The organism is Oerskovia sp. NPDC060287 (assembly GCF_042726775.1).
In the GTDB taxonomy this organism is placed as follows: Bacteria; Actinomycetota; Actinomycetes; order Actinomycetales; family Cellulomonadaceae; genus Oerskovia; species Oerskovia merdavium.
On record NZ_JBHXBO010000052.1, the window covers coordinates 1 to 21,453 of the forward strand.

Genomic DNA, 21,453 nt, shown 5'->3' on the forward strand with positions numbered 1-21,453 from the left:
GGTGCAGGTCCGCCCCGGGCAGGCTCAGCGCCTGCGGATCAATGGGAGACGCTGCTTGACCTGGCGCCAGGCGTTGTCCGCCCGAGGTCTGCGCGAGCCCGCAGCGGCGTCGGAGGAGAGCTCTGCCAACCGCTGGACGATGAGTCGTGCAGCGACGGCGGGCGAGTGCTTGCGTGCCACGTCCCGAGCAGCTGCCTCGCCCTTCGCGGCGGCGATCGACGGAGATTCTACGACGGTCCGCATGTGTCGCGCGGCGACCGCGAGATCGGGATCGGCCCAGACGCTCCCGGCCGGATAGGGATCGTTCCCGGCGGGGATGGGGACGGGGGTCCACGGGACGAGGAAGGAGTTCTCGTCCGTCATGAACTGCATGTTCCCGGAGTAGGCGGTCGCGATGACCGGCTTGCCCCAGGCCATGGCCTCGGCGAGCGTCAGGCCGAGTCCCTCAGCCCGGTGCAACGACACGTAGCACGCGCACGAGGCGACCAGTGCGTCGCGATCGTCGGCGCTGAGATAGTCCTCGAGAAGGAAGACGTCGGGTTCGTCGGCGACGAGGAGCCGCAGCCGTTCGGCGTCCTGCTGGCGCCGATCGCCGTTGATCGACTTGATCACGAGGATCGGACCCTCGTCACGCTCGAAGGCCATGCGGAACGCCGCCACGGCCCCCCAAGGGTTCTTGCGCTCCGCGGTGCTGAGGTAGTCGAAGGCGAACAGGAAGACGGGCCGACCTTCGGGCAGTCCCAGCCGGTGTCCGGACCCGTCGCTGCGGGCCCCGCGCTGAGGCAGCGGCGGGGGGATCGTCAGCACCGGCACGGGGGCGTGGGCCGAGATCGCGTCACGGATGAAGTCCGTGGCTACCCACACCTCGTCGACCGCGGAGAAGGCCGCGTGCTGAGAGGCAGGAAACTCCTCGACCTCCCAGTACCACATGCCGATCCGGTAGGTCTTCTCGGCGAGGTCACCCAGCGCGGCGACGATCTCCGGGGTCTGATCAGCATTGACGCACAGGAGGGTCGTCCCCATGATCTCGGTGGACGTCGAGGCGCGGTACGTCGCACCGGTCCGGCTCTGAAGATGGTTGACGACGGGGATCGTCACGTAGGGAACCCGCGCTGCGGAGAGCGCGTCGGCCATCAGGCGAGCGGACTCGCCGACGCCCAGCTCACCGCTGAGGTAGCCCACGACGTTGACCCCTCTGCGAGGATCGTCGCTCACGGTCGTCCTGGTCTCGGTCGACGCGCGGCGGGACGCGCTCACGGCCTGGTCGACGAGCACCGCGGCATAGCGGTCCTCGTTCCTGCCGTGCTGTGCCGCCCAGTCGAGGAGCGACTCGGTATGACGTCCAGGCACGAGGGGGAAGGCGGCGCGAAGATCGTCGCGGTGCTCGTAGATCGAGGCGAGGTAGCGCGCCACCGGGGCAGCATGGCCGGCAGGTACCGGTTCGAGCAACCACTCCATGAGCTCCGTGGTCGCGTCGGGGTCGAAAGGGTCGGGTGGGCGTACGACGTCCTTGGCGTGGTCCCGAAAGAGAGCTCGTAGCTCCTCGTGCACCCTGATGCCGTTCGCCGTCTCCCGCAGGGCGCCCACAGGTGTGTCGGTCGACGCGACGGGGTCGGTGAGTCGTTCGTCGGCTTCGCGCGCGACGAGCTCGGCGAGGGCGGGGTGCTGGCTGAGCAGCGTGCGAACCTTCACGTCGTCCCGTGTGTCGAAGACCCACGGTCGGGACGGCTCCAGCCCTGCCAGGTCGACCGCGACGATCGCCGAGCCGTCGCGAGACAGCCTGCCGTCGTCGTCAGCGATGACGTCCGCCGCGCCGGTGTTCCATCGGGAGACCAGCACGGAGTCGTCGCGGAGCGTCTGATGGGGGATCAGCCCCGCGACGAGGTCGAGCCAGCTCGAACCGGTGGTCCAGTCGCTCGCGACCTCGACCCACACGTCCGTCCGCGTGGACGCCGCAGGAGTCAAGCCGATGAGATCCGTGGAGTAGGTTCCCTGCTCGGTGAGCGCCGCGATGTCGGGACGGTTCCCGTCATCAGGAAGGGCCGAGGTCCTGGCGACCAGGCACACGCCATCCTCTCCCGCCGCGTCGAGAACCCTCTCGGGCGAGAGGAGGTAGACGATGCCGGGGCTCGTGATCACCACCGAGGATCCCCGCCTCAGCAAGCGGGAGGCAAGATGCACCTGCAGCAGTCGCGTCAGCTGCTCCGGGTCGAGCAGGATCGCCGCGCGATCCAGCTCGTCGGCGTCCAGCTCGAGGTCCTCGAGATGGAGGACCTCCTCATCTCCGACCGCTGTGTAGGTCTTGTCGACGTCCAGCACCACGGGGACGGCGGTGGGCACGGCCCTCCGGACAGAACGGACGGTGGCACGGGCTGCGATGACCAGCTCGGCGGTGACGACGATCGCGATGTGCACGCATGCTCCACGGTGTGCAGAGGAAAGAGGAGGTGAGCCTATCTTGCGCCGGTGGTCGGTTCCGATCGCCCGAGGTATTCGGGGTGAGGCGCGTCGGCCACTCCCAGCGCGAAGACCGAGCGCCGACTGACGCGCGATCCGTGCCAGGCCTTCCGCCGGTCGGCCAGGACCTTCGGGAGGAAGCCGAGGAAGTCGCGCAGCGCCCTCCACCGTGCCTTGACGACTCCAGGGGCCTCACGACGTAGGAGCGTGTGCCGTGTGGCGCCCGCCAGCTGCCGTACGAACGACGTGACGACGACGCCCCAGGGTGCGTGGCGAGCGAAGACGACGAGCGAGTTTCGGGTGTTGTAGTACCTGAAGAGCGGGCTCGTCGAGTCCGAGCTCGCGGAGTGCTGGTGACGGGCCACGGCCCGCCGTTCGTACAGGACTCGCCATCCTCGGGCCCGGAAGCGCCACGAGAGATCGGTGTCCTCGTAGTAGAGGAACAGTCGCGCGTCGAAGGTTCCGGTGTCGGCCAGGGCCGAGGTGCGGAGCACGGCTGCTCCGCCGCAGAAGCCGAACACCTCCGGGGTGGGCTCGACCGCACCGTCGACCGACAGCCAGTCCCTGTCACCAGCGCTGCCTGCTCGTGAGAGCACGTTCCCTGTCGAGTTGATCAGCGTGCGGCCCAGAGCATCGTGCTCGGTGAGCACGATGTGGGCCGTCACCGCCGCTACGTCCTTGTTCTCCGGAGCGTCCAGGACCTCGACCATGACGCGCAGGGCGTCTGGAGCCAGGGTCGCGTCGTTGTTCAGGAGCGCGACGTACGGAGCGGTCAGGTCGTCGAGTCCCGCGTCGACGCCCCCCGCGAACCCCAGGTTCTGGGCGTTCCTCACGACGCGGACGTCGGGATAGCGCTCGTCCAGGAGCGCGACCGAACCGTCGCTCGACGCGTTGTCGACCACGACGATCTCGAGGGCACCCGGTGCGAGGTCCTGGTCCTGCAGGGACTTGAGGCACTCGTCGAGGAGGTGGGCCCCGTTCCAGTTGACCACGACGGCCCGGACGACGGGAGGGCGCATCACGCGGCCTCCGTCGCGTCCTGGTACGCGCGGACGGTCAGGTCCGCGGCCTTCTCCCAGGTGTATGTGCGCGCGTTGCGCAGAGCTGCTGCCGAGAGCTCGTCATGACGGGGACCGGATGCCAGCGCCAGGGCATCAGCCAGGGCTGCGACGTCCAGCGGGTCGACGAGGACTGCACCGTCGCCGACGACCTCCGCCATGGACGTGTCGGCAGACGTGACGACCGGCGTCCCGTGGGCCTGGGCCTCGAGCACCGGCATGCCGAAACCTTCCCACAGCGACGGGAAGCAGAAGACTCTCGCTGCGGAGTAGGCGACCTGCAGGTCGTGGTCCGAGATGTGCCCGAGGACGTGGACCCTGCTCTCTGGCAGGCTTGCCAGCGCCTCGCGCACCTCGTCGGAGGTGCTGCCCCAGCCGACCGGGCCCACGAGCACGAGGTCGAGATCGAGGTCCCGTGCGATCGTGCCGAACGCCGCCAGCAGGCTCCCCACGTTCTTCCGGGGTTCGAGCGTGCCGCACCACAGGACGAAGCCACGCTCGAGGCCGTGGCGTCGCCTGAAGTCGGCGACCGCCGAGTCCGTCACCAGGGCGGCGGACGTGCCGTGGGGGACCACGCGAACCCTGTCCTCGTCGATACCTGCGTCCACACAGTCGCGCATCGTCGCGCGGGACGGCACGACGACGACGTCGGCTTCCTTGCGCGTGATCTCCAGGGCGCGCTCGAAGAAGCGGACCCCTCGAGGGGTGAAGTGCTGAGGATTGCGGACGAATGCCAGGTCGTGGACGGTCACGACCAGCGGAGCGGACCGTGGGGGGATCGCCCACGTGGTCGCGTGGATGACGTCGACCTGACCGTGGGAAGGTACGGCCGGACGCCGGAACCTCGACCAGCTCTCGTAGAGGGCGATCCGCGGGAGGCGGGACGTCAGGACAGGAAGGTCGGTAGGCAGCCCCCGGTGGTCTCCTGCGTCGCCGCGAGCCCGGACCCCGGAAGGCACCACGTCAGGGCGCGTCACGAGCTGGGCGGCCAGCTCCTTGATGTAGGTGCCTGACCCGCCGGGCACGTCCTGCCATAGCTGCTCGACCGTCATCGTGAGATGGATGCGGGGGGCGTGTTCGTTCACCCGGACAGAGTAGTTGCTCTGCGCCGACCAGCGTTCTCGCGGCAAGAACCAGGCCGCGTGCCGGCCGTCCTGGGACAGGTCTGCCCGACCCTTAGTCGCTGCTCTCGAGGAGTGTGCTCCCGTGTAGAGTCGTGCAGCCCGCGCTGAACGCCGACAAGTGGAGCACAACCACTCAATGAGCACCTTTGAGATCGACGCCATGCGGCGTTGGCAGGACCTTGCAAATCGCCCACCTCTACCGGCGATCGCGCGCGGGTACTCGCTGTGGGGAGAACATGCCGGCGGGTGGGTCGCACTCGGTGTGCTGGGTGCTTGTGTCGACAGGCGCCGTCGCGACGTGTGGATCGACGTGGCCGCCGGTGCGGTGGCGGGCCATGCCGCCGCAGTCGTCCTCAAGCGGGTCGTGCGCCGCAAGCGCCCGCACCACGAGAGCGTCGAGGTGCTCGTCCCGACCCCGTCGGACCTCAGCTTCCCGAGCGCTCACTCCGCGTCGACCGCCGGTGCTGCTGTCGCCCTCGTGCCGTTGGTGGGCGTGCCGGTCGCTGCGGGCATGATCGGCACCATGGCGGGGTCTCGCGTACTCCTCGGGGTGCACTACCCCACGGACGTGCTGGCCGGGGCAGTGCTCGGGGTCGTCAGCTCCCGGCTGGTCCGTCGCCTCGTCAGGTCGGCTCGGCGATGAGCGACGACCTCCGGCGCACCGGGCGCTTCATGTCTCTGGTCAAGGCGGGGCGGCCCAGGCAGTGGGTCAAGAACGTCCTGGTCGCTGCCGGCCCGTTGGCCGCCGGTACCCTTGCCGAACCTGCGCACCTCGCCGCGGTCGCCGTGGCGTTCGTGACCTTCTGTCTCGCTTCGTCGGCCGTCTACTTCGTCAACGACGTCCTCGACCGCGAGTCGGACCGGCAGCACCCGGTCAAGCGCAACCGGCCGATCGCCTCCGGCGCCGTCTCCGTCCGAGCCGCGATCGTCTCGGCGGCGCTGCTCGTCGTCCTCTCGGTCGGTGGCGCAGCCGCGATGGGGTACGGGTCGCTCGCGATCGTCCTGTCGGTCTACATCGTCCTGCAGCTGGCCTACTGCGTGTATCTCAAGCACCAGGCCGTGCTGGACCTCGCGGTCGTCTCGTCAGGGTTCTTGCTGCGCGCGATCGCGGGTGGGGTCGCTGCTGCGGTCCCGTTGTCCCCGTGGTTCCTCCTGGTCGCCTCGTTCGGTTCGTTGTTCATGGTCGCCGGAAAGCGCTACTCCGAGGTCCATCTGGTCGGCGAGGGCAAGAGCTCGACGCGGCGAAGCCTCGAGCTGTACTCGGCGAGCTACCTCCGCTTCGTCTGGGGTGTGGCCGCCGCGGCGACGATCACGTTCTACTGCCTCTGGGCGTTCAGCCTCGACCGGAGCTCCATGCTCCTTCCCCAGCTCTCGATCGTGCCCTTCGTCGTCGCGCTGCTGCGATACGCCGTCGACATCGATCGGGGTGGCGCCGGCGAGCCTGAGTCGATCGTCCTGGGGGACCGGACGCTCCAGGTCCTGGGACTTCTCTGGCTCCTGACGTTCACCGCGAGCGCAGTGATCGGGTGAGCAGGGTGATGGGCAGGCGCCTGCCCGGCAGCACGTCGCCGATCTGGGTGGCCTGCGGTGCCGCGCTCGCAGGAGTCGCCACGTACGTGCTGCTCGTCGTGACCGCGAGAGCGCTCGGCCCGTCGGGCTACGGTGAGTTCTCGCTCTTCTGGTCAGCGATCGTCGTCGTCTCGCTGGGCGCCTTCCTTCCGGTGGAGCAGGTGCTCGCGAGGCGTGGAGCGGGAGCCGGCGAGGGGTCGCTGCTCAGACGTGGAGTTCGGCTCTCGTCGTCGTTCGGTCTGATCGCGACCGTCCTCTGCTGCGCCCTCTGGATCGCACAGGGCGAGCGGCTCGGCGCTTCGGGCGTCGTGGCGCTGACCGTCGCTTTCGCGACGGCGGCGCTCGGCTTCGTGCTGCAGTTCCCCGCTCGCGGGACGCTCGCTGCCGAGCACCGGCTGCGCGGGTACAGCGTCGTCATCGTCGTCGACGCCGTCCTGCGCGCAGGCATGGTGGTCGTGCTGTGGCTGACGGGCGTGACGGCAGTCTGGGCCTACGCCGCGGCGGTGGCGATCTCGTCGTTGGTCTGCGGCGTCGTCGGCATCCTCATCCTCTGGCGATCACGAGCGACCGACGTCCGCCCTCGCGACGTGGAGATGCTCGTCCGACCTGCGCTGTGGCCCGAGGTCTCTCGACTCGTCGTGGCGATGCTGAGCATGCAGGTCCTGCTCAACAGCGGTGTCATCGTCGCTGGTCTGACTGGCCCGGGGGAGGGGGCTGCCGCGGCGGGAGAGCTGCTCGCGGTCATCACGCTCGCCCGGCTGCCCGTCTTCGTGACCCAGGCCGCCCAGGCGACCTACGTCTCGCGCATCGCTTCGAGCGCTCGGGCCAAGGACTACAAGGCCGTCGTGGGTCTCGTCCGGCTGATCGGACTCGTGGTCGGTGCGCTGGCGCTCCTCACCGTCCTTGCCGCTGCGGTGGCCGGGCCCCAGGTCGTGGCGCTCGTCTTCGGTGCGGACTACGACGTCAGCTGGACCAGCGGCGTGCTCGTGGCTGCCGGGATCGGTGCGTACCTCGTCGCCTCGGTGTCGAACGACGTGGCCGTCGCGCTCGGCGCGCACCGTCGCCTCGCCGTCGCCTGGCTCGTCGGGCTCGTCGTCGCCGCCGTGATCGTGCTGGTGCTCGACGACCTCGTGCTGCGGAGCACCCTTCCGCTGCTCGTCGGGTCGTTGATAGCGGCATCGCTCCTCGTCCCCGGTGTGATTGGTAGGATCCGGCGCTTGGACCCCCGTTGAGACAGCAGAAGACCTCATCCCGGTCTCGGACACCGGATTCTCGAACGTCGCCGAGCGACGCACTCCCCTTCGACGATCGGAGCAACTGATGCAGGCAGCAGAGACCGAGTACGACGTGGTGGTCGCCCTGAACTACTACACCCCCTACGTCTCCGGGGTGACCGAGGCCGCGCGGGTCACGGCCGAGGGGCTCGTCGAACGAGGCTTTCGTGTGCTCGTCGTGGCTGGGCACCACGACCCGGCCTCGCCTTCCCGCGAACGGATCAACGGCGTGGACGTGATCCGCACCCGGGTCGTCGCACGGATCGGCAAGGGAATCGTCAGCCCGTCGTTCGTGCCGACCGTCATCAGGTGGGCGCGTCGCGCGAAGCTCCTCCACCTCCACCTCCCGATGCTCGAGGCGGGCGCGATCGCGCTGGGGGTGCGCGGTGTACCGATCGTCGCGACCTATCAGTGCGACGTCACCCTGCCCTCTGGGGCGTTCAACGCCTTCCAGACGTGGTGCCTCGACAGGTCGCACGCGGTCGCGATGCGTCGAGCATCGGTCGTCGCCGTCACGAGCGAGGACTATGCGCGGTCCAGCCGGCTCGCACGCGTCATGAGCGGAAAGACCGAGTCGCTGCCTGCCCCTGCTGTCGACCGTTCGGGAGGGCTCCCGAAGTTCCGGGACGGAGAAGGCCTCCACGTCGGCTTCCTCGGCCGGATCGTGGAGGAGAAGGGCCTGGAGTACCTGGTCGAAGGTTTCAGGAAGCTCGGCCCGGACGCCCGCCTGCTCATCGGTGGCGACTTCGCGAAGATCGCCGGGGGGAGCGTCGTCGAGAAGGTTCGCGGTGCGATCGGGGACGACCCTCGTGTGACGATGCTCGGCTTCGTCGCTGACGAGGAGCTTCCGGACTTCTACGCGTCGCTCGACGTCTTCGCGCTCCCTTCGGTGAACGCGCTCGAGGCGTTCGGCCTGGTGCAGGTCGAGGCGATGATGGTCGGGGTCCCGGTCATGGCCAGCGACCTTCCCGGTGTCCGCATGCCTGTCCGGCTCACCGGTTTCGGCAGGATCGTCAAGCCCCGTGACGTCGAGGGGATCGCAGCGGCGCTGACCGAGCTCGAGACGGCTGACCTGGACGCCGAGCAGGGCGCCCTTGCCGCCCGCGAGCTCTATGAGGCGGCGAGCGTCGTCGATCGTCACGCTGCACTGTTCACCCGTCTCATCGAGCGGCAGGTTCAGCCCACCCGAGGATGAAGAACGAGGACTCACCGACGCCCGGTTTGAGGATCATCCGTCCGCTGAGGTACTGGACCGCCATCGGCAGGCCGTGCCGAACGGCGTCCAGCGGTACCGGGAGCGCCGAATAGGGGAAGTTCCACAGGCCGTCGGATCCCTCGTCGCGGACCGTGAGCCCGTTCAGCTCGAGGAAGGCCCGCCACTCGTCGTGCGACTTGAGATTGACATGGGTGGGGTCCGTCCAGCCGTTCCACTTCTCTCCGTGGAGCGCCGCTGCGCGGCCGGCAGGGTCCGGGACGACCATCAGGATGCGGGCGGACGGGGTGGAGGCTCGCCGCAGCTCCTGCAGGAGCTGGACCAGGGCTTCGTCGGGGATGTGCTCGAAGACGTGGACCGCGGTGATCGCGTCGTACGTGGCCGCGGGAAGGCTGCTCGCCGAGACGAAGACCTGCGACCCGGGCGACGTGCTGCGTGCGACCTCGGCGGAGTACGCCGAGATCTCGAATCCGTCCGCCGGCCTGCTCCGGGAGAGCCTCGCGAGGAGGTGCCCGGTGCCGCACCCCACGTCGAGGACCCTGGTCGGTTCCAGGTATCGGGACACGAGCCGGGCGTAGTAGCGCAGAGCTGGTCGATCGCCGCCCTGTCCGTTGGCGGCGTAGTAGGCCTCGTCATACTCGGCCTGTCCGAGCGGCATCCGTTCCCCCGACGTTGGAGTGATGTCGCTCAGGGTAGCGCGTAGACCCAGACCCCGCCTTCCTCGACACCCTGGCCCGGGAGGACCTGGTCCATGACGGCCTTCCACTCGGGAGACTGCCCGTCGACGATCACCGTGTCGACGTCGACGCCCTCGAGGTAGGGGAGGAGGTGGGTCTCCCAGTCGTAGTCCAGGACGCGGAAGAAGAGGGCGCTCCCCGTCGGGTCAAGGAGAGCCTCCGGGATGTTCGCACCGCCGCCGTTCCCGGTAGGCATGTCGAACGCGAAGTCGAGCTCGTCCTGCCACCGCATGCCGGGACCCCACTGGCCGGCCGGAAGGACGAGGACGTTCTCACCGGGGTCGAGGGTCTCGGACAGAGACCCGTCCGTCACGAACTCTGGCACCGAGGCGTTCGTGGGGAACGCCATCGCTGGGAGGTTCGGGAGCAGGAGCACCAGGGTCAGCCCGACCGCCCCACCCGTGAACCACCGGGGGACGGGGCGCTGCGCCCATGCGTAGGCGGCGATCAGGGCCAGTGCCATGAAGGAGAACGCGGTGAACCTCGCGGGGAGCGCGTGGTCCAGTCCGGGGATCGAGCCCGTGACCCACCAGGGCATCGGAACCGTGTGGTTCCCGGCGATCGTCAGGTACGGGCCGAAGCTCAGGACGAGCGCGACGGCCGCGAAGACCAGGATGCCCGTCACGAGCTTGGTTCGTCGGCCGGCGAGCACCGCGACCGTCAGGGCCAGGAGGGTGAACGGGACGTACGCCGTGTTCTCGGCATCGTTCCCGAGCCACGTCGCGCGCAGGGTCGCGAAGAAGCTGTCCCCGAGCAGGATCTGGGGTGTGGGGGCCACGATGTTGGTGAGCTCGGTGGAGTACAACGAGGGGGCGTTGGCCGCAGTCTCGGGGATTCCGGCACCGAACGCCGCAACGATCACGGGGATGCCCAGCAGGCAGCCGAGCGCCACGCCCGCAGCGAGCAAGGGGACTGTGCGCACGATCTTGCGTCGGACCTCGCTCGTGGCGAAGAGGGCCGCGAGCGTCAGGCCGATCACGGCGAAGACGGATTGAGTGACGAAGAGTTCTGTCGAGGCGCCGAGCGTGAAGGCGATGGTCAGCGCGACGAGGATCACGAGCCAGGCCCGGCCGAGTCGGCCCCGGACACGGCGGACGACCAGGTAGGCGAGGAAGGGGAGGCCCGCGACCCACACCAGGTTGAGGTGGCTCAGTGCATGGCCGGTCATGTACGGACTGACGATGACGAGCGCCCCCGCGATGGTCGCGCCGACCACGGATCCGAAGAGCTCGCGAGCGAGCAGATACACGGCGATGCCGGCGAGGGCGAAGGCCAGGAGCAGTGCGGTGTTGTACCCGGCCGTCCCTCCGAACGCCGCGGTCACCGGTGCCACGAGCAGGGAGACAGAGGGGACCGAGATCGCGTTGCCCAGGTCCAGGCCGTCGGGCGCGTACAGCACCGGTGCGAAGAACGGGTTCTCGAGGCGCGTCAGGGCGTGGATGTTCCAGGAGAGGTAGAAGGCGAACGACTCGGAGTCGCCAGGGTTCGACAGGCGAAGGCGGGAGTAGTTCGACAGGACCGGCCGCGCCCACACGGCGACGGTCCAGACCGCGAGCACGATGACCGGCCACAGGTGGCTGTCTCGACGAACGACTGACCGAAGCCGCCGTGAGACCCGAGACCGTCGTGAAGGCGTCGAGCCAGCGGGATCGTCCGGACCCGTCGGGCTGGTCGTCTCAGCCGTGCTGACGGTCGTTCCAGCCATCGGTTCCCCTTGTTCTGCGGCGGTCTGCATGTCGCGGGCAAGGATACCGGGGATTCTCGAGGTGCTCGGACCGGTCGGGTACCGGAGAATGCCCGCATGGCCACCTTCTCGCCGACGGCTGCTCGCCGACCGTGGACAAGCCGCTCGTTGCGCAAGCTCCTCGTCGTCCCTGTTGCCCTCGCTCTGCTCGTCGCAGGCGGCATCCCGCAGAGCGCACGGGCCGCAGAGGCGACGTTCTCCTTCTCGGGCCACGGATGGGGGCACGGCCGTGGCATGGGCCAGTACGGCGCCTACGGCTATGCGGTGGACCACGGATGGGGCTACGGCCAGATCCTCTCCCACTTCTACGGAGGCACGACGCTGCGTGCCGACGTCGGAAACCCCTGGCTGGGGGTGGAGATCACGCGACTGACCGGTCGTGACACGGTCGTCAAGGGGCCGGGGCTCCGCGTGAACGACCAGCCGACGGGGAGCGGCGCGGCACTCGTCCGACGGGACGCGGCCACGGGGGCGTTCCAGGTGTTCGTCGGCCCAGGTTGCGGGGGACCGTGGACGCCGTGGAGCTCGGGGGTGCCCACGGGAGTGGTGGTGAGCACTGCGGCCGCCCCGACCTCTGCGAGCGATCTTCTCTCGCTCTGCGAGGCAGGACGGACGACCGCCTATCGGGGGGTGATCCAGGTGGTCTCGAGCGCAGGGGCTCAGGTCACGGTGAATCACCTGGGCGTCGACGACTACCTCCGGAGCGTCGTGCCCAGCGAGTCGCCGGCGTCCTGGGGAAACGCAGGGGGTGGACGGGGTATGGAGGCGCTCAAGGCCCAGACCGTCGCTGCGCGCAGCTACGCGCTGTCCTCGGCGCCGCGCCCGTCCGGAGCGACGACCTGCGACACGACGAGCTGCCAGGTCTATCAGGGTGCTTCGGTCGCCGTGGACGGGGTGGCGGTCCGGAGCGTCGAGCAGTCGACGACCAACGACGCGGTGGTCGCGACGACCGGACAGGTCATGCGCACTCCGACGGGTGGCGTCGCGCGGACGGAGTTCAGCTCGTCGACAGGGGGATACACGGCAGGAGGTGCCTTTCCCGCCGTCCCCGACGCAGGTGACGCGACCGCAGCGAACCCGAACCGGAACTGGTCCGTGTCGTTCACCCAGTCTGCTGTCGGGACTGCGCTCGGCACGGGACCCGTCGCCTCGATCGCGGTCGTACGACGGAACGGCTTGGGGGCGGAGGGCGGTCGGGTGCTCTCAGTGGCGGTCCAGGGCACCGACGGACGCCAGCACTCGTTCACGGGGAACCAGGTACGTGTCGCGCTCGGTCTCAAGAGCGACTGGTTCTCGATCGGGGGTGTCAGTGCCCAGCAGGCGACGGCGCTCGTCAATGCTCTCTACGCGGACATCCTGGGCCGCGCTCCGGACCCGGGCGGCCTGTCGACCTGGACGGGTGCCGTCATGGCATCGGGTGACCCCGGACCTGTCGCGGCGGGCATCGTCCGTTCCCACGAGCGCTACTGGACGTTCGTCCAGCAGCAGTACCAGGTCGCGCTCGGCAGGGTGCCTGACCCTGTCGGCACGCAGACCTGGGTCTCCGCCCTCCAGAACGGCATGACCGTACCCGAGCTCCAGGTCCAGGTCTACGCGAGCGAAGAGGGGTTCTCGACGCTGGGGCGAGGCAGCGTCGAGACGTGGGTCGACGAGGTCTACCGGCGCACCCTCGGCAGGCCGGCGGCTCCGGGCGAGCAGACGGCGTGGGCGGCCTATGCCCGGTCCTCGGGTCGCCACGCGGTGGTGCGCGGGATCGTGCTCTCCGACGAGGGCGCGCTCTACCGGTTGAACGGCTACTACCTCACGATGCTCGGGCGCCCCGCGGATCCCGCCGGGATCGCGTCGTACAAACCGATGATGTGGGGGCCTGGGGACTTCGTCCTCCCGATCGAGATCGGCCGCTCGGCAGAGTACTTCGGACGCGCTCAGACGCGCTAGCCGAGGACCCCGGCCGGACGGCGCGCAGGGGCAGAACGGAGAGAGGCCTGGCTCAGAGGGCCGTGGTCAGAGGGGGCACAGGTGAGTGGTCGTCGCCGACATGGTCCGCACCTTCTTCGCTGCCGAGAGCCGGGGCGTGCTCGTCGCCGGACGCAGAGGCCTCGGCGACCTCGGGCGGGAAGTTCGTCGACCGGAGGACGACGGCGGTGAGAAATGCCCAGGCCATGGCGTAGAGGAGCACCAGGACGAGCGGCGGCAGCAACGGGACCCAGCTGTTCGCGTCGGTGCTGAACCAACCGCCGTCAGCGCCGTTCACGTAGCGGTGCAGGTTGATGCCGAAGGCCACCACGTTGCCGATCGCGAAGAGTGAGGCGGTCGTCGTGATCAGGTTCACGCTGAGCCATCCGGGGAGGGCCTCGGCACGGTGCCGGACGGCGAAGCAGGCAAGGACGACGAGCCCGATCGCCAGCGGAAAGATGTAGCGACCCTGCCAGAAGTAGCCGATCGATGCCGCCTGGACGGCCTGGATCGCGACCGGGATGACGAAGACGAGGACGGCCGTGCCCAGGACGACGAGCCGGTCCCTCCTCGAGCCCATCGACCAGCCGAGAAGAACGACGAGAGCGACGAGGCTCATCATCATCATGTAGAGCCAGATGGGGACTCCGACGTCGAGCCACCCGAGCGCCGAGATCAGCTGCTGGAGGTAGGCGCTCGTGTTCCCGAGGGTGAAGTAGACGGCGTCGTTGAACGGGATGCCCGTGCCAGGACCGACGGGGAGCGCGTCTGCGCCGAGGATCCATGCCGTCGCGACCGCACAGGCCAGGATGCTCAAGGCGATCGCCCACCAGGAGCGCCGGTTGCGCACGAGCGCCACCACGTCGGACCACCGGGAAGCGGCCAGCGCGACCAGCACGATGAGCACCACGAACAGCGGCCCGAGGCCACGGGAGTTCGACACCAGCAGCGCGCCGAGGACCATGCGGAACATCCTGCGGTCCAGGAGCCCGGGGTCCGGCGCCCGGAGAGCCGCGAGCAGCGCGACCCACAGGAGCAGAGCGCCGGTCACCTCGATCGACTGAGGGTTGACGGATCCGGTGAGGTTCACGAAGGTCGGCGTGAGCGGAAGGAGGACGCCCAGCGCGAGCCAGCGTCGGCGCGGCATCTCGGCGACCGTGCGTACCGCCAGCGCGAGCACTGCGGACGCGAGGAGCGCGTTGACGAGGCGCATGAGGTAGACGGTGTGCTCCCCCCCTCCGGGCAGCAGGGCAGGGAGGCCGACGGCTGCGTAGTACAAGGGGTTGTAGTTGATCGCCGACGTGACCGTCGGCGTCAGCGACTCGAGGTCTCCGGAGAGGTCGGGCTGGCACGCTGCCGTCGTGTCGCTCTTGAAGGCGAAGCAGTTCGGGTAGAGCGCGAGCTGGGAGTACAACCGGGGAACCTCGACCGTGCCGATGCCCGTGGTCGAACCGTCCGCGCTGGTGTCGGGAGCGCCGAGCACCGTCGCCGCAGCCTTGATCGTGTGAGCAGGCTCGTCGACAGAGGCCATCAGCGGGTTGCTGAGCGCCCACAGCCCGCTGACCGCGAAGAAGGCGACGAACGACAGCCAGAAGGCCCGGCGAGCGCTGGTCCTCGAGGAGGTCGCAACCTTGACGATCCATCGTGGGGTCGGGGCAGGCGTGCTCGCCTGGGTCGACAGGGCCGTGGTCATCGGTTGTCCTTCCTCGTCATCGAACGGCTGGCCAGCCGCCAGTACGACCGCAGGACCGTCTCGAGCGGCGCGGCGGCTGGTGGGAGCGGAGTCTGGGCGGGGTCGAACGTGTCGGTGACGAGCGGGAAGAGATCGGAGTCACGAACGGTCCTGGTGGACTGCACGAAGACACGACGCTGCTTGATCCAGCGCCGGTGCGTGAGCACCCAGCGCCAGCCTGCGAGCTTCTGCCGCCCCCATCCCTGGACGAGCGCGACGAGGCCGAGGGCGAGCTCGAAGCCTAGGAGCGGCAGAGCGAGCCAGCCCAGCGTGCGCCGTTCGTGGCAGGTGAGGAGGAAGAGCCATCGGTTCCGCTCGATCAGGTACATCTTGAGGGGGCTCCGCGAGAACTCGTAGTGGTGCGCGGCCCGTGCCCGGGGATGGACCTGGACCTTGAGCCCTCGTTGCCAGCACCGCCAGGACAGCTCCATGTCCTCGAAGTACGCGAAGTACTCCTCGGGGAAGCCCTGGAGGTCGTTCCACAGCCGGGTGCGCATCACGAGGCAGGCACCGCTGGCAGCGGCGACGTCGCGGACCGTCTCGAAGTCGGTCGACGGCCGGTTCATCCCCCCGGCCCAGCTCAGGCCCAGCACGTGGAGGGGGTTCCCGGCGGAGTTCACGAGCGACTGGTCGTCGGCGAGCAGGATGGTCGCCCCGGCGATCCCGACCGATTCGTCCCGAGCGTGCTCGACGAGGACGGCGAGGGCGTCCGGCTCGACGATCGCGTCGCTGTTGACGAGCGCCAGGTACGCGGTGCGCACCGCGCGGGCCGCGAGGTTCACGCCTCCTGTGAAGCCGAGGTTCGTCCCTGGGGAGAGGACGCTGAGACGGGGGTCGGGCGCCAGGTTCTCGACCGCGTCCGTCGTGCAGCCGTTGTCGACCAGGACGACCTCGAGGTCCACGGAACGGGAGGCGAGCACGGCAGCAACGGCTTGGCCCAGGTACTCCTCCGGTCCGTACGCGAGCATGATGACGGTCAGGGAAGGTGCGCTCACGGGGTGGGCTCCGGGATCGAGGACGAGGTGCGCCAGGAGTTGACCTGGCTCCGATAGGTGAGCCCGAGCGCCGCCAGCGAGACCGTCGAGCCGACGCACAGCGCGAACGCGACGGTGACGGAGAGCTCGAAGGGGGCGAGGAGCGCCAGGACGGATGCAACGATCCCGGCACCCCAGCAGACGGCGACGGCCCGCTCGGAGTGGTGCGCCAGGAGAGCCTGGGCGAACACCTGAGCGAGCATGAACAGGGCTCCTGAGACGGCGATCAGCACGAGTGCGACCGTACCGATGGTGAAGTCGGCTCCGTAGATGAGCCACAGCGCCCAGTGGCCCAGGACGGAGATCCCCAGCACGCCGAGAACGCCGAGGGCTGCGCTCGCGAGCATCGCCTTGCGGACCGAACCCCGGAATCCGGCGACGTCGCGACGTGCGACGAGTGCAGCGAGGGAGGGGAGGAAGACAGCCTGGATGGCCGCGAACAGGAAGAGCGGGATCCTCGCCACCGTCACGGCAGCGACGAACCGACCGCTGAGCCCCTGCTGGGAGGCGGTCGCCATGACCGCCATCGCGAGGGGGCCCAGGTTCGCGAGGATCTGTCCGGTCGAGGATGCGGCGACGAGCGAGGCCATCCCGGTGGCCTGAGCTGTGCCGTCCGTCCGTCGCGCGACCGCGAGCAACGTCCTCGGTCGGACGGTGCACAAGGTCGCCAGGACCGGGGCGACGACGAGCACGAGCCCGTAGGACAGCTGCGTCCCGGCTCCGGAGAGGTAGAGCGCGCCGGCCGCGGCGATGCGGAGCGCGCCGTCGAGCGCGAGCTGCTCGCCGTACCGGTCGAAGCGGTCGGTACCCGCGAGCACGCCCCGGGCGTAGTAGGCGAGCGCCTGACCCACGAGCCCGAGGACGACGACGGCGACGACCGGGCGGGCCGACCCGAAGAGCGCATCGGCGATCCACGGCGCGCCCAGGACACCGACGACGACGATCACGGCGACGGTGAACAACCCGTAGCGCACCATCAGCCGGAGGTTCGTGCCGGTGCCTCCGGTGGCTCGCGCGGCCGACAGGCGTCGACCCGTCTCCTGCTCGAGCGGTTGGAAGAGGCCGATGCCGAGAGCGTTGAGCAGGGTCCAGGCGACGGATACCGCAGCCGACGTCGCCGGACCCAGGTCGCGGCCCGCGAGCGCCAGGAAGACGAAGTTGGAGAGACCGAAGACGCCGAGGCCGACAGCGACCCAGAGCATCGACCGATCGCGACTCGTCGGTCCGCTAGACGTCACGAAGCGGGCCGATCTCCTCCGCGAGGGCAGCGCTGGAGGGAAGCGCCCTGCGCCCGTCGTCCGTCGGCGAGGACGCGGTCGCCTGCGTGATCCGGTCGATGTCGAACCGGAGCAGCGCGACTTCCTCGACCAAGGTCCGGGTCTCTTCCTCGAGCGAGGTGATCTCGACGCTGACCTGCACGCACACGAGGAGCAGGACGATCAGGGCCAACGCGAAGAGCAGGTTGCTGGGGGTCTCCACGCCGACCGCTCCCGCCACGGCGGCCACCGCGCCGGGGAACGCCCCGAAGATGCAGACGCCGAGGGCCACGAGGAGCCAGATCGCCGCGTACTTCTCCCGCAACCTCCGGGTACGGAGGAGGACGAGGAGGAGGGCCACGAGCGCCAGGCACGCGGCAACGGCGAAGAAGTACCCGCTCATCGTTCGTCCAGTTCTACGAGAGGTGCGACGGGGCGAGACAGCGCGATCGCGAGTGCGAGCACCGCTCGTCCGAGGAAGAGCGCCGCCTTGGCAGGGTTGTGGGAGGGCGTCCCGCCCGCTCGTGGCCGCATGGTGACGCCGACCTGCCGGATCGTGAGACCGGACCGTGCGGCGATGACCAGGGACTCGATCGTGTCCCCGAGGTACTCGGCCGGGTAGTCACGAGAGAAGAGGTCGATCGCCCGTCGGTTCGACGCCTTGAAGCCGGAGGTGGTGTCCGTGAGCCTGGTCCCGGCGACCTTGGAGAGCGAGATGGAGAGGAGCTTCATCGCCCATCGCCGCGGGCCACGGACGGAGTAGGTTCCTTCTCCGGCGAAGCGGGCGCCGATCACGACGTCGGCCTCTCCTTCGCGCATCGCCCGGACCAGCTGCGGGACGTCGGCCGGGTCGTGCTGACCGTCGGCGTCGAGCTGGACCGCCACGTCGTACCCGTGTATCCGGGCGAACTTGTAGCCGGCCCGCATCGCACCGCCGACGCCGAGATTCAGGGGGAGGTCCAGGACCATGGTCGAGCCGCGGCGCGCGACTCGTGCGGTCGCATCGGTCGACCCGTCGTTCACGACGAGGAGGTCGGCGGTCGGGAGCAGGCTGTGAAGCTCGTCGAGCACGCCGGGGAGTGCTTCCTGCTCGTTCCAAGCAGGCAGAATGATGAGCAGCCGCTCAGGGTCGTGGTCAGGGGTCACGACGGACAATCCTAGCGGCGACAGAGACCCGGCAACGACCTGCTCCGGGCAGGGGGCCGACCTACGGACGAAGGACTTCTGGACCTGATGCGAGTTCTCCTCGATGCCACTGCCGTCCCCGCTGACCGGGGCGGTGTCGGACGCTACGTCGACGACCTGGTGCCCGAGCTGATCCGCACCGGGGTCCAGCTGACGATGGCGGTCCAGCCGCGCGACCTCGACGCCTACGCACGGATCGCGCCGGAGGCAGAGCTGGTCGCCGCTCCGGCCGCAGCCGACCGGCGGGCGGTCCGCATGGCATGGGAGCAGACGGGGCTGCCGGCCCTGGTCCGCAAGGTGCGCCCCGACGTCGTGCACAGCCCGCACTACACCTTGCCGCTGGCAGCCGGCGCGCCCGTCGTGGTGACACTGCACGACGCGACGTTCTTCACGTCGCCCGAGCTCCACCTGCGTTCCAAGGCAGTGTTCTTCCGCAACGCCATCCGGTTGGCTTCCCGCCGGGCGGACGCCCTCGTGGTCCCGTCCCGGGCGACGCGCGACGAGGTGCTCCGGCTCGTGGGCGGGAGGCCGGAGAAGTTCTTCGTCGCCTATCACGGAGTCGACCGCACGAGGTTCCACGTGACGAGCACCCTGGAGCAGGAGCGGGTGCGGAGCACGCTCGAGATCGGTGATCTTCCCTACGTGGGATTCCTCGGGACCCTCGAGCCCCGCAAGAACGTACCCGCCCTGATCCGTGGTTGGGTCCAGGCCTGCGCGGGGCTCGACACCCCCCCGGCGCTGGTGCTCGCAGGCGGTCGAGGGTGGGACGACGCGATCGACGTCGAGCTGGCGAGGGTGCCGGCGCACCTCACCGTCCGTCGGCCGGGGTATCTTCCCCTCGACGATCTGCCGGGCTTCCTGGGTGGAGCGACGGTGCTCGCCTATCCCAGCCTGGGTGAGGGCTTCGGGCTGCCGGTCCTCGAGGCGATGGCGTGCGGCGCCAGCGTGCTCACGACGCGTGAGCTCTCCCTGCCCGAGGTCGGTGGAGACGCCGCCGCCTACTGCGGGACCGCCGACACCGAGATCGGGGTCGCGCTCCGAGAGCTGCTCGACGATCCCGACCGGCGGGCCCGCCTCGGCCGGGCTGCGACCGCCCGGGCACAGGAGTTCACCTGGGAGCGAGCGGCGCAGACCCACGTCGAAGCCTACGAGGCCGCCATCAGCCGCGCAGGGAGCTGATGTAGTCCTCCACCTCGGTGGCAGTGGGAAGCAGTCCTTGCGCAGCGGCCTCTCTCAGCGACGGCGCCGCGAGGTCCTTGTCGGAGAGCAGAGGCGTGAGGGCTGCCCCGTCACGACCGACGGTCGGCCATGCGATCCCCACCTCGGGGTCCAGGGGGTGGATCCCGTGCTCGCGGCCGGGCGAGTATCCGGTCGAGCAGAGGTAGAGGACGGTCGAGTCGTCCTCGAGCGACATGAAGGCGTGCCCCAGGCCCTCGCCGAGGTAGATCGCACGTCGGTCCACGTCGTCGAGCAGCACGGAGTCCCACTGGCCGAACGTCGGCGAGCCGACCCGGATGTCGACCACCACGTCGAGGACGGCTCCCTTGGCGCACGTCACGTACTTGGCCTGCCCCGGGGGCACGTCGGCGAAGTGGATGCCGCGGAGGACACCCGCTGCCGAGACCGAGCAGTTCGCCTGCTGCAGGTCGAGGGGGTGGCCCAGCGCCTCGCTGAACGCGTCCGCCTTGAACCACTCGAGGAACACGCCTCGGGGATCGCCGAACTTCTGGGGTGTGATCTCCCAGGCACCGGGCACGCTGAGCTCTCGGTACTGCATCTTTGCTCCTTCGTCAGGTTCCGGCGTCCCGCAGGACGCCGACTGCTACTACCAGGTGAGTGTCCGTCCTCGCCCTGCGACAGGAACCATCTCACGACCTGTTCCTGCCCGTCCGCACGGGGAGCGTGCGGTGCCGTGCGGACGACGGCGGCGCGTCAAGGACCGACGTCGGCGCCGAGCGGTCCGCGTCGGTCCGCCCGGCCGGCGCGAGGCGCCATGGTGGGGTGGGCGAACGGTGAGTCCGCGGTCCCGGTCCGTCGGTCCGCTCGACACCCGCGGCCACGGCCTCTCGGACGCGTGGTGCCGTCAGGCCGGGCTCCGACCGGTGCCCGACCGGTGCCCGGCGGACCGTAGACTCCTGTGGTTGTCATCTGCCTCAGGCGCCTGCTGGGCAGATCTTACCTACGGAGCACGCGCTCGGAGACCTCCGGGCCGCGAGATGGAGGACCCTTGTCCGACGGCGTCACGCAGCATTCGAGGGGTCGGCGCTGGCTCGTCGTCGGTGCCCGGGGGATGCTCGGCCAGGATCTGATGGCGACGCTCGCCGCGACCGGCGTCGACGCGACGGCGGCCGACCGCTCCGAGATCGACGTCACCGACCTGGCGTCCGTGACCGCCGGCGTGCAGGGCTTCGACATCGTCGTCAACTGTGCTGCGTGGACCGCTGTCGACGACGCCGAGACGCGTGAGGCCGAGGCGTTCGCCGTGAACGCGGTGGGGGCTGCGAACCTCGCCCGGGCGACCGCCGCGGCACGAGCACGTCTCGTCCACGTGTCGACCGACTACGTGTTCGACGGGCACGCGGACGCTCCCTACGCGGAGGACGCTCCGATCGCACCTCGTTCGGCGTACGGCCGCACGAAGGCGGCGGGGGAGTGGGCCGTGCGGGCCGAGAACCCGGACCACCTGATCGTCCGTACGGCCTGGTTGTACGGGGCGAACGGAGCATGCTTCCCCAAGACCATGGCGGGGCTCGCTGCGGCGCGGGACTCGCTCTCCGTCGTCGACGACCAGGTGGGGCAGCCGACGTGGACGGTCGACCTGGCCGACCTGATCGTCCGGCTGGTCGACGCCGACGCTCCGAGCGGCACCTACCACGGCACCTCCAGGGGCCAGACGTCCTGGTTCGGTTTCACCGAGGCGATCATCGCGTCGAGCGGTGCATCGCCCGACCTGCAGCGCACGACCAGCGACGCCTTCGTCCGTCCTGCTCCGCGCCCGGCGTACTCGGTGCTGGGGCACGATGCGCTCGTCGGCGCAGGTGTCGAGCCGATCGGCCCCTGGGACGAGCGCTGGAAGGTGGCGGCAGGCACTGTGCTCGCCTGACCGCTGACGAC

The 21,453-nt window shown here is 69.6% G+C and carries 18 protein-coding genes; 7 read left to right on the forward strand and 11 right to left on the reverse strand.

Annotation, left to right across the window (positions count from 1 at the left end):
- Nucleotides 1-24 precede the first annotated feature (24 nt).
- From ACFWFR_RS06825 to ACFWFR_RS06835, 3 genes are read right to left on the reverse strand one after another with little or no spacing between them, the layout of a single operon-like run.
- Nucleotides 25-2,415, reverse strand: coding sequence for a glycosyltransferase (locus ACFWFR_RS06825; protein ID WP_377621996.1), 2,391 nt, complete (start codon nt 2,413-2,415; stop codon nt 25-27).
- Between the two features lie 38 nt (nt 2,416-2,453).
- A complete protein-coding gene (locus tag ACFWFR_RS06830) occupies nt 2,454-3,476 on the reverse strand; it encodes a glycosyltransferase family 2 protein (RefSeq protein WP_377622028.1) in 1,023 nt (340 codons plus the stop codon).
- A complete protein-coding gene (locus tag ACFWFR_RS06835; protein WP_377621998.1) occupies nt 3,476-4,600 on the reverse strand; it encodes a glycosyltransferase family 4 protein in 1,125 nt (374 codons plus the stop codon). Before ACFWFR_RS06835 ends, ACFWFR_RS06830 begins: the two co-directional genes overlap by 1 nt.
- Nucleotides 4,601-4,775: 175 nt before the next feature.
- Between ACFWFR_RS06835 and ACFWFR_RS06840 the strand changes: the two genes are divergently transcribed.
- The 4 genes from ACFWFR_RS06840 (at nt 4,776) to ACFWFR_RS06855 (ending at nt 8,677) form a co-directional block, all read left to right on the forward strand.
- Nucleotides 4,776-5,282, forward strand: a complete 507-nt coding sequence (locus tag ACFWFR_RS06840) for a phosphatase PAP2 family protein (protein WP_377622000.1) — start codon at nt 4,776-4,778, stop codon at nt 5,280-5,282.
- Nucleotides 5,279-6,169 carry a decaprenyl-phosphate phosphoribosyltransferase gene (locus tag ACFWFR_RS06845; RefSeq protein WP_377622002.1) on the forward strand — a complete coding sequence of 297 codons (891 nt, stop codon included), beginning with the start codon at nt 5,279-5,281 and terminating at the stop codon, nt 6,167-6,169. The genes ACFWFR_RS06840 and ACFWFR_RS06845 overlap by 4 nt, the downstream gene beginning before the upstream one ends.
- Nucleotides 6,166-7,440 carry a lipopolysaccharide biosynthesis protein gene (locus ACFWFR_RS06850; protein WP_377622004.1) on the forward strand — a complete coding sequence of 425 codons (1,275 nt, stop codon included), beginning with the start codon at nt 6,166-6,168 and terminating at the stop codon, nt 7,438-7,440. The genes ACFWFR_RS06845 and ACFWFR_RS06850 overlap by 4 nt, the downstream gene beginning before the upstream one ends.
- Nucleotides 7,441-7,528: 88 nt before the next feature.
- A complete protein-coding gene (locus tag ACFWFR_RS06855; protein ID WP_377622006.1) occupies nt 7,529-8,677 on the forward strand; it encodes a glycosyltransferase in 1,149 nt (382 codons plus the stop codon).
- Here ACFWFR_RS06855 and ACFWFR_RS06860 read toward each other — a convergent pair.
- Nucleotides 8,643-9,353 (reverse strand): class I SAM-dependent methyltransferase, encoded by a 711-nt coding sequence (locus ACFWFR_RS06860; RefSeq protein ID WP_377622008.1) that lies wholly within the window; start codon nt 9,351-9,353, stop codon nt 8,643-8,645. The two genes, ACFWFR_RS06855 and ACFWFR_RS06860, sit on opposite strands and share 35 nt — an antisense overlap.
- Before the next feature lie 29 nt (nt 9,354-9,382).
- Nucleotides 9,383-10,990, reverse strand: a complete 1,608-nt coding sequence (locus ACFWFR_RS06865; RefSeq protein WP_377622010.1) for a hypothetical protein — start codon at nt 10,988-10,990, stop codon at nt 9,383-9,385.
- 243 nt (nt 10,991-11,233) lie between these two features.
- Here ACFWFR_RS06865 and ACFWFR_RS06870 point away from each other — a divergent pair, with 243 nt between their 5' ends.
- Nucleotides 11,234-13,114: a SpoIID/LytB domain-containing protein gene (locus ACFWFR_RS06870; RefSeq protein WP_377622012.1), complete on the forward strand. Its 1,881-nt coding sequence runs from the start codon at nt 11,234-11,236 to the stop codon at nt 13,112-13,114.
- A 52-nt stretch (nt 13,115-13,166) separates the two neighbouring features.
- On the opposite strand, the gene ACFWFR_RS06875 is transcribed toward ACFWFR_RS06870, so the two are convergent.
- From ACFWFR_RS06875 to ACFWFR_RS06895, 5 genes are read right to left on the reverse strand one after another with little or no spacing between them, the layout of a single operon-like run.
- The gene (locus ACFWFR_RS06875; RefSeq protein ID WP_377622014.1) at nt 13,167-14,825 is read right to left on the reverse strand and encodes a DUF2142 domain-containing protein; all 1,659 of its coding nucleotides are present in this window, start codon (nt 14,823-14,825) and stop codon (nt 13,167-13,169) included.
- The gene (locus tag ACFWFR_RS06880) at nt 14,822-15,859 is read right to left on the reverse strand and encodes a glycosyltransferase family 2 protein (protein WP_377622015.1); all 1,038 of its coding nucleotides are present in this window, start codon (nt 15,857-15,859) and stop codon (nt 14,822-14,824) included. The genes ACFWFR_RS06875 and ACFWFR_RS06880 overlap by 4 nt, the downstream gene beginning before the upstream one ends.
- Complete coding sequence (locus tag ACFWFR_RS06885) at nt 15,856-17,100, reverse strand: lipopolysaccharide biosynthesis protein (RefSeq protein WP_377622017.1); 1,245 nt, start codon at nt 17,098-17,100, stop codon at nt 15,856-15,858. Before ACFWFR_RS06885 ends, ACFWFR_RS06880 begins: the two co-directional genes overlap by 4 nt.
- A gap of 25 nt (nt 17,101-17,125) precedes the next feature.
- Nucleotides 17,126-17,557 carry a DUF2304 family protein gene (locus tag ACFWFR_RS06890; RefSeq protein ID WP_377622019.1) on the reverse strand — a complete coding sequence of 144 codons (432 nt, stop codon included), beginning with the start codon at nt 17,555-17,557 and terminating at the stop codon, nt 17,126-17,128.
- Complete coding sequence (locus ACFWFR_RS06895) at nt 17,554-18,300, reverse strand: glycosyltransferase family 2 protein (RefSeq protein WP_377622021.1); 747 nt, start codon at nt 18,298-18,300, stop codon at nt 17,554-17,556. Before ACFWFR_RS06895 ends, ACFWFR_RS06890 begins: the two co-directional genes overlap by 4 nt.
- 87 nt (nt 18,301-18,387) lie before the next feature.
- On the opposite strand from ACFWFR_RS06895, the gene ACFWFR_RS06900 reads away from it, so the two are divergent.
- Entirely contained in the window at nt 18,388-19,518 is a 1,131-nt protein-coding gene (locus tag ACFWFR_RS06900) for a glycosyltransferase family 4 protein (protein ID WP_377622023.1), read from the forward strand.
- On the opposite strand, the gene ACFWFR_RS06905 is transcribed toward ACFWFR_RS06900, so the two are convergent.
- Nucleotides 19,499-20,116, reverse strand: coding sequence for a dTDP-4-dehydrorhamnose 3,5-epimerase family protein (locus ACFWFR_RS06905; protein WP_377622024.1), 618 nt, complete (start codon nt 20,114-20,116; stop codon nt 19,499-19,501). The genes ACFWFR_RS06900 and ACFWFR_RS06905 overlap by 20 nt on opposite strands.
- Nucleotides 20,117-20,566: 450 nt before the next feature.
- Between ACFWFR_RS06905 and rfbD the strand changes: the two genes are divergently transcribed.
- Entirely contained in the window at nt 20,567-21,442 is an 876-nt protein-coding gene (rfbD, locus tag ACFWFR_RS06910; protein WP_377622026.1) for a dTDP-4-dehydrorhamnose reductase, read from the forward strand.
- Nucleotides 21,443-21,453 lie beyond the last annotated feature (11 nt).

Coding starts and splice junctions, on each gene's coding strand:
- ACFWFR_RS06900 (WP_377622023.1), top strand. CDS start 18,388: ATGCGAGTTCTCCTCGATGCCACTGCCGTCCCCGCTGACCGGGGCGGT.
- ACFWFR_RS06830 (WP_377622028.1), bottom strand. CDS start 3,476: ATGCGCCCTCCCGTCGTCCGGGCCGTCGTGGTCAACTGGAACGGGGCC.
- ACFWFR_RS06905 (WP_377622024.1), bottom strand. CDS start 20,116: ATGCAGTACCGAGAGCTCAGCGTGCCCGGTGCCTGGGAGATCACACCC.
- ACFWFR_RS06885 (WP_377622017.1), bottom strand. CDS start 17,100: ATGCTCTGGGTCGCTGTCGGCCTCGGCGTCTTCGGTCTCTCCAACTTC.
- ACFWFR_RS06860 (WP_377622008.1), bottom strand. CDS start 9,353: ATGCCGCTCGGACAGGCCGAGTATGACGAGGCCTACTACGCCGCCAAC.
- ACFWFR_RS06855 (WP_377622006.1), top strand. CDS start 7,529: ATGCAGGCAGCAGAGACCGAGTACGACGTGGTGGTCGCCCTGAACTAC.
- ACFWFR_RS06870 (WP_377622012.1), top strand. CDS start 11,234: ATGGCCACCTTCTCGCCGACGGCTGCTCGCCGACCGTGGACAAGCCGC.
- ACFWFR_RS06840 (WP_377622000.1), top strand. CDS start 4,776: ATGAGCACCTTTGAGATCGACGCCATGCGGCGTTGGCAGGACCTTGCA.
- ACFWFR_RS06890 (WP_377622019.1), bottom strand. CDS start 17,557: ATGAGCGGGTACTTCTTCGCCGTTGCCGCGTGCCTGGCGCTCGTGGCC.
- ACFWFR_RS06875 (WP_377622014.1), bottom strand. CDS start 14,825: ATGACCACGGCCCTGTCGACCCAGGCGAGCACGCCTGCCCCGACCCCA.
- ACFWFR_RS06845 (WP_377622002.1), top strand. CDS start 5,279: ATGAGCGACGACCTCCGGCGCACCGGGCGCTTCATGTCTCTGGTCAAG.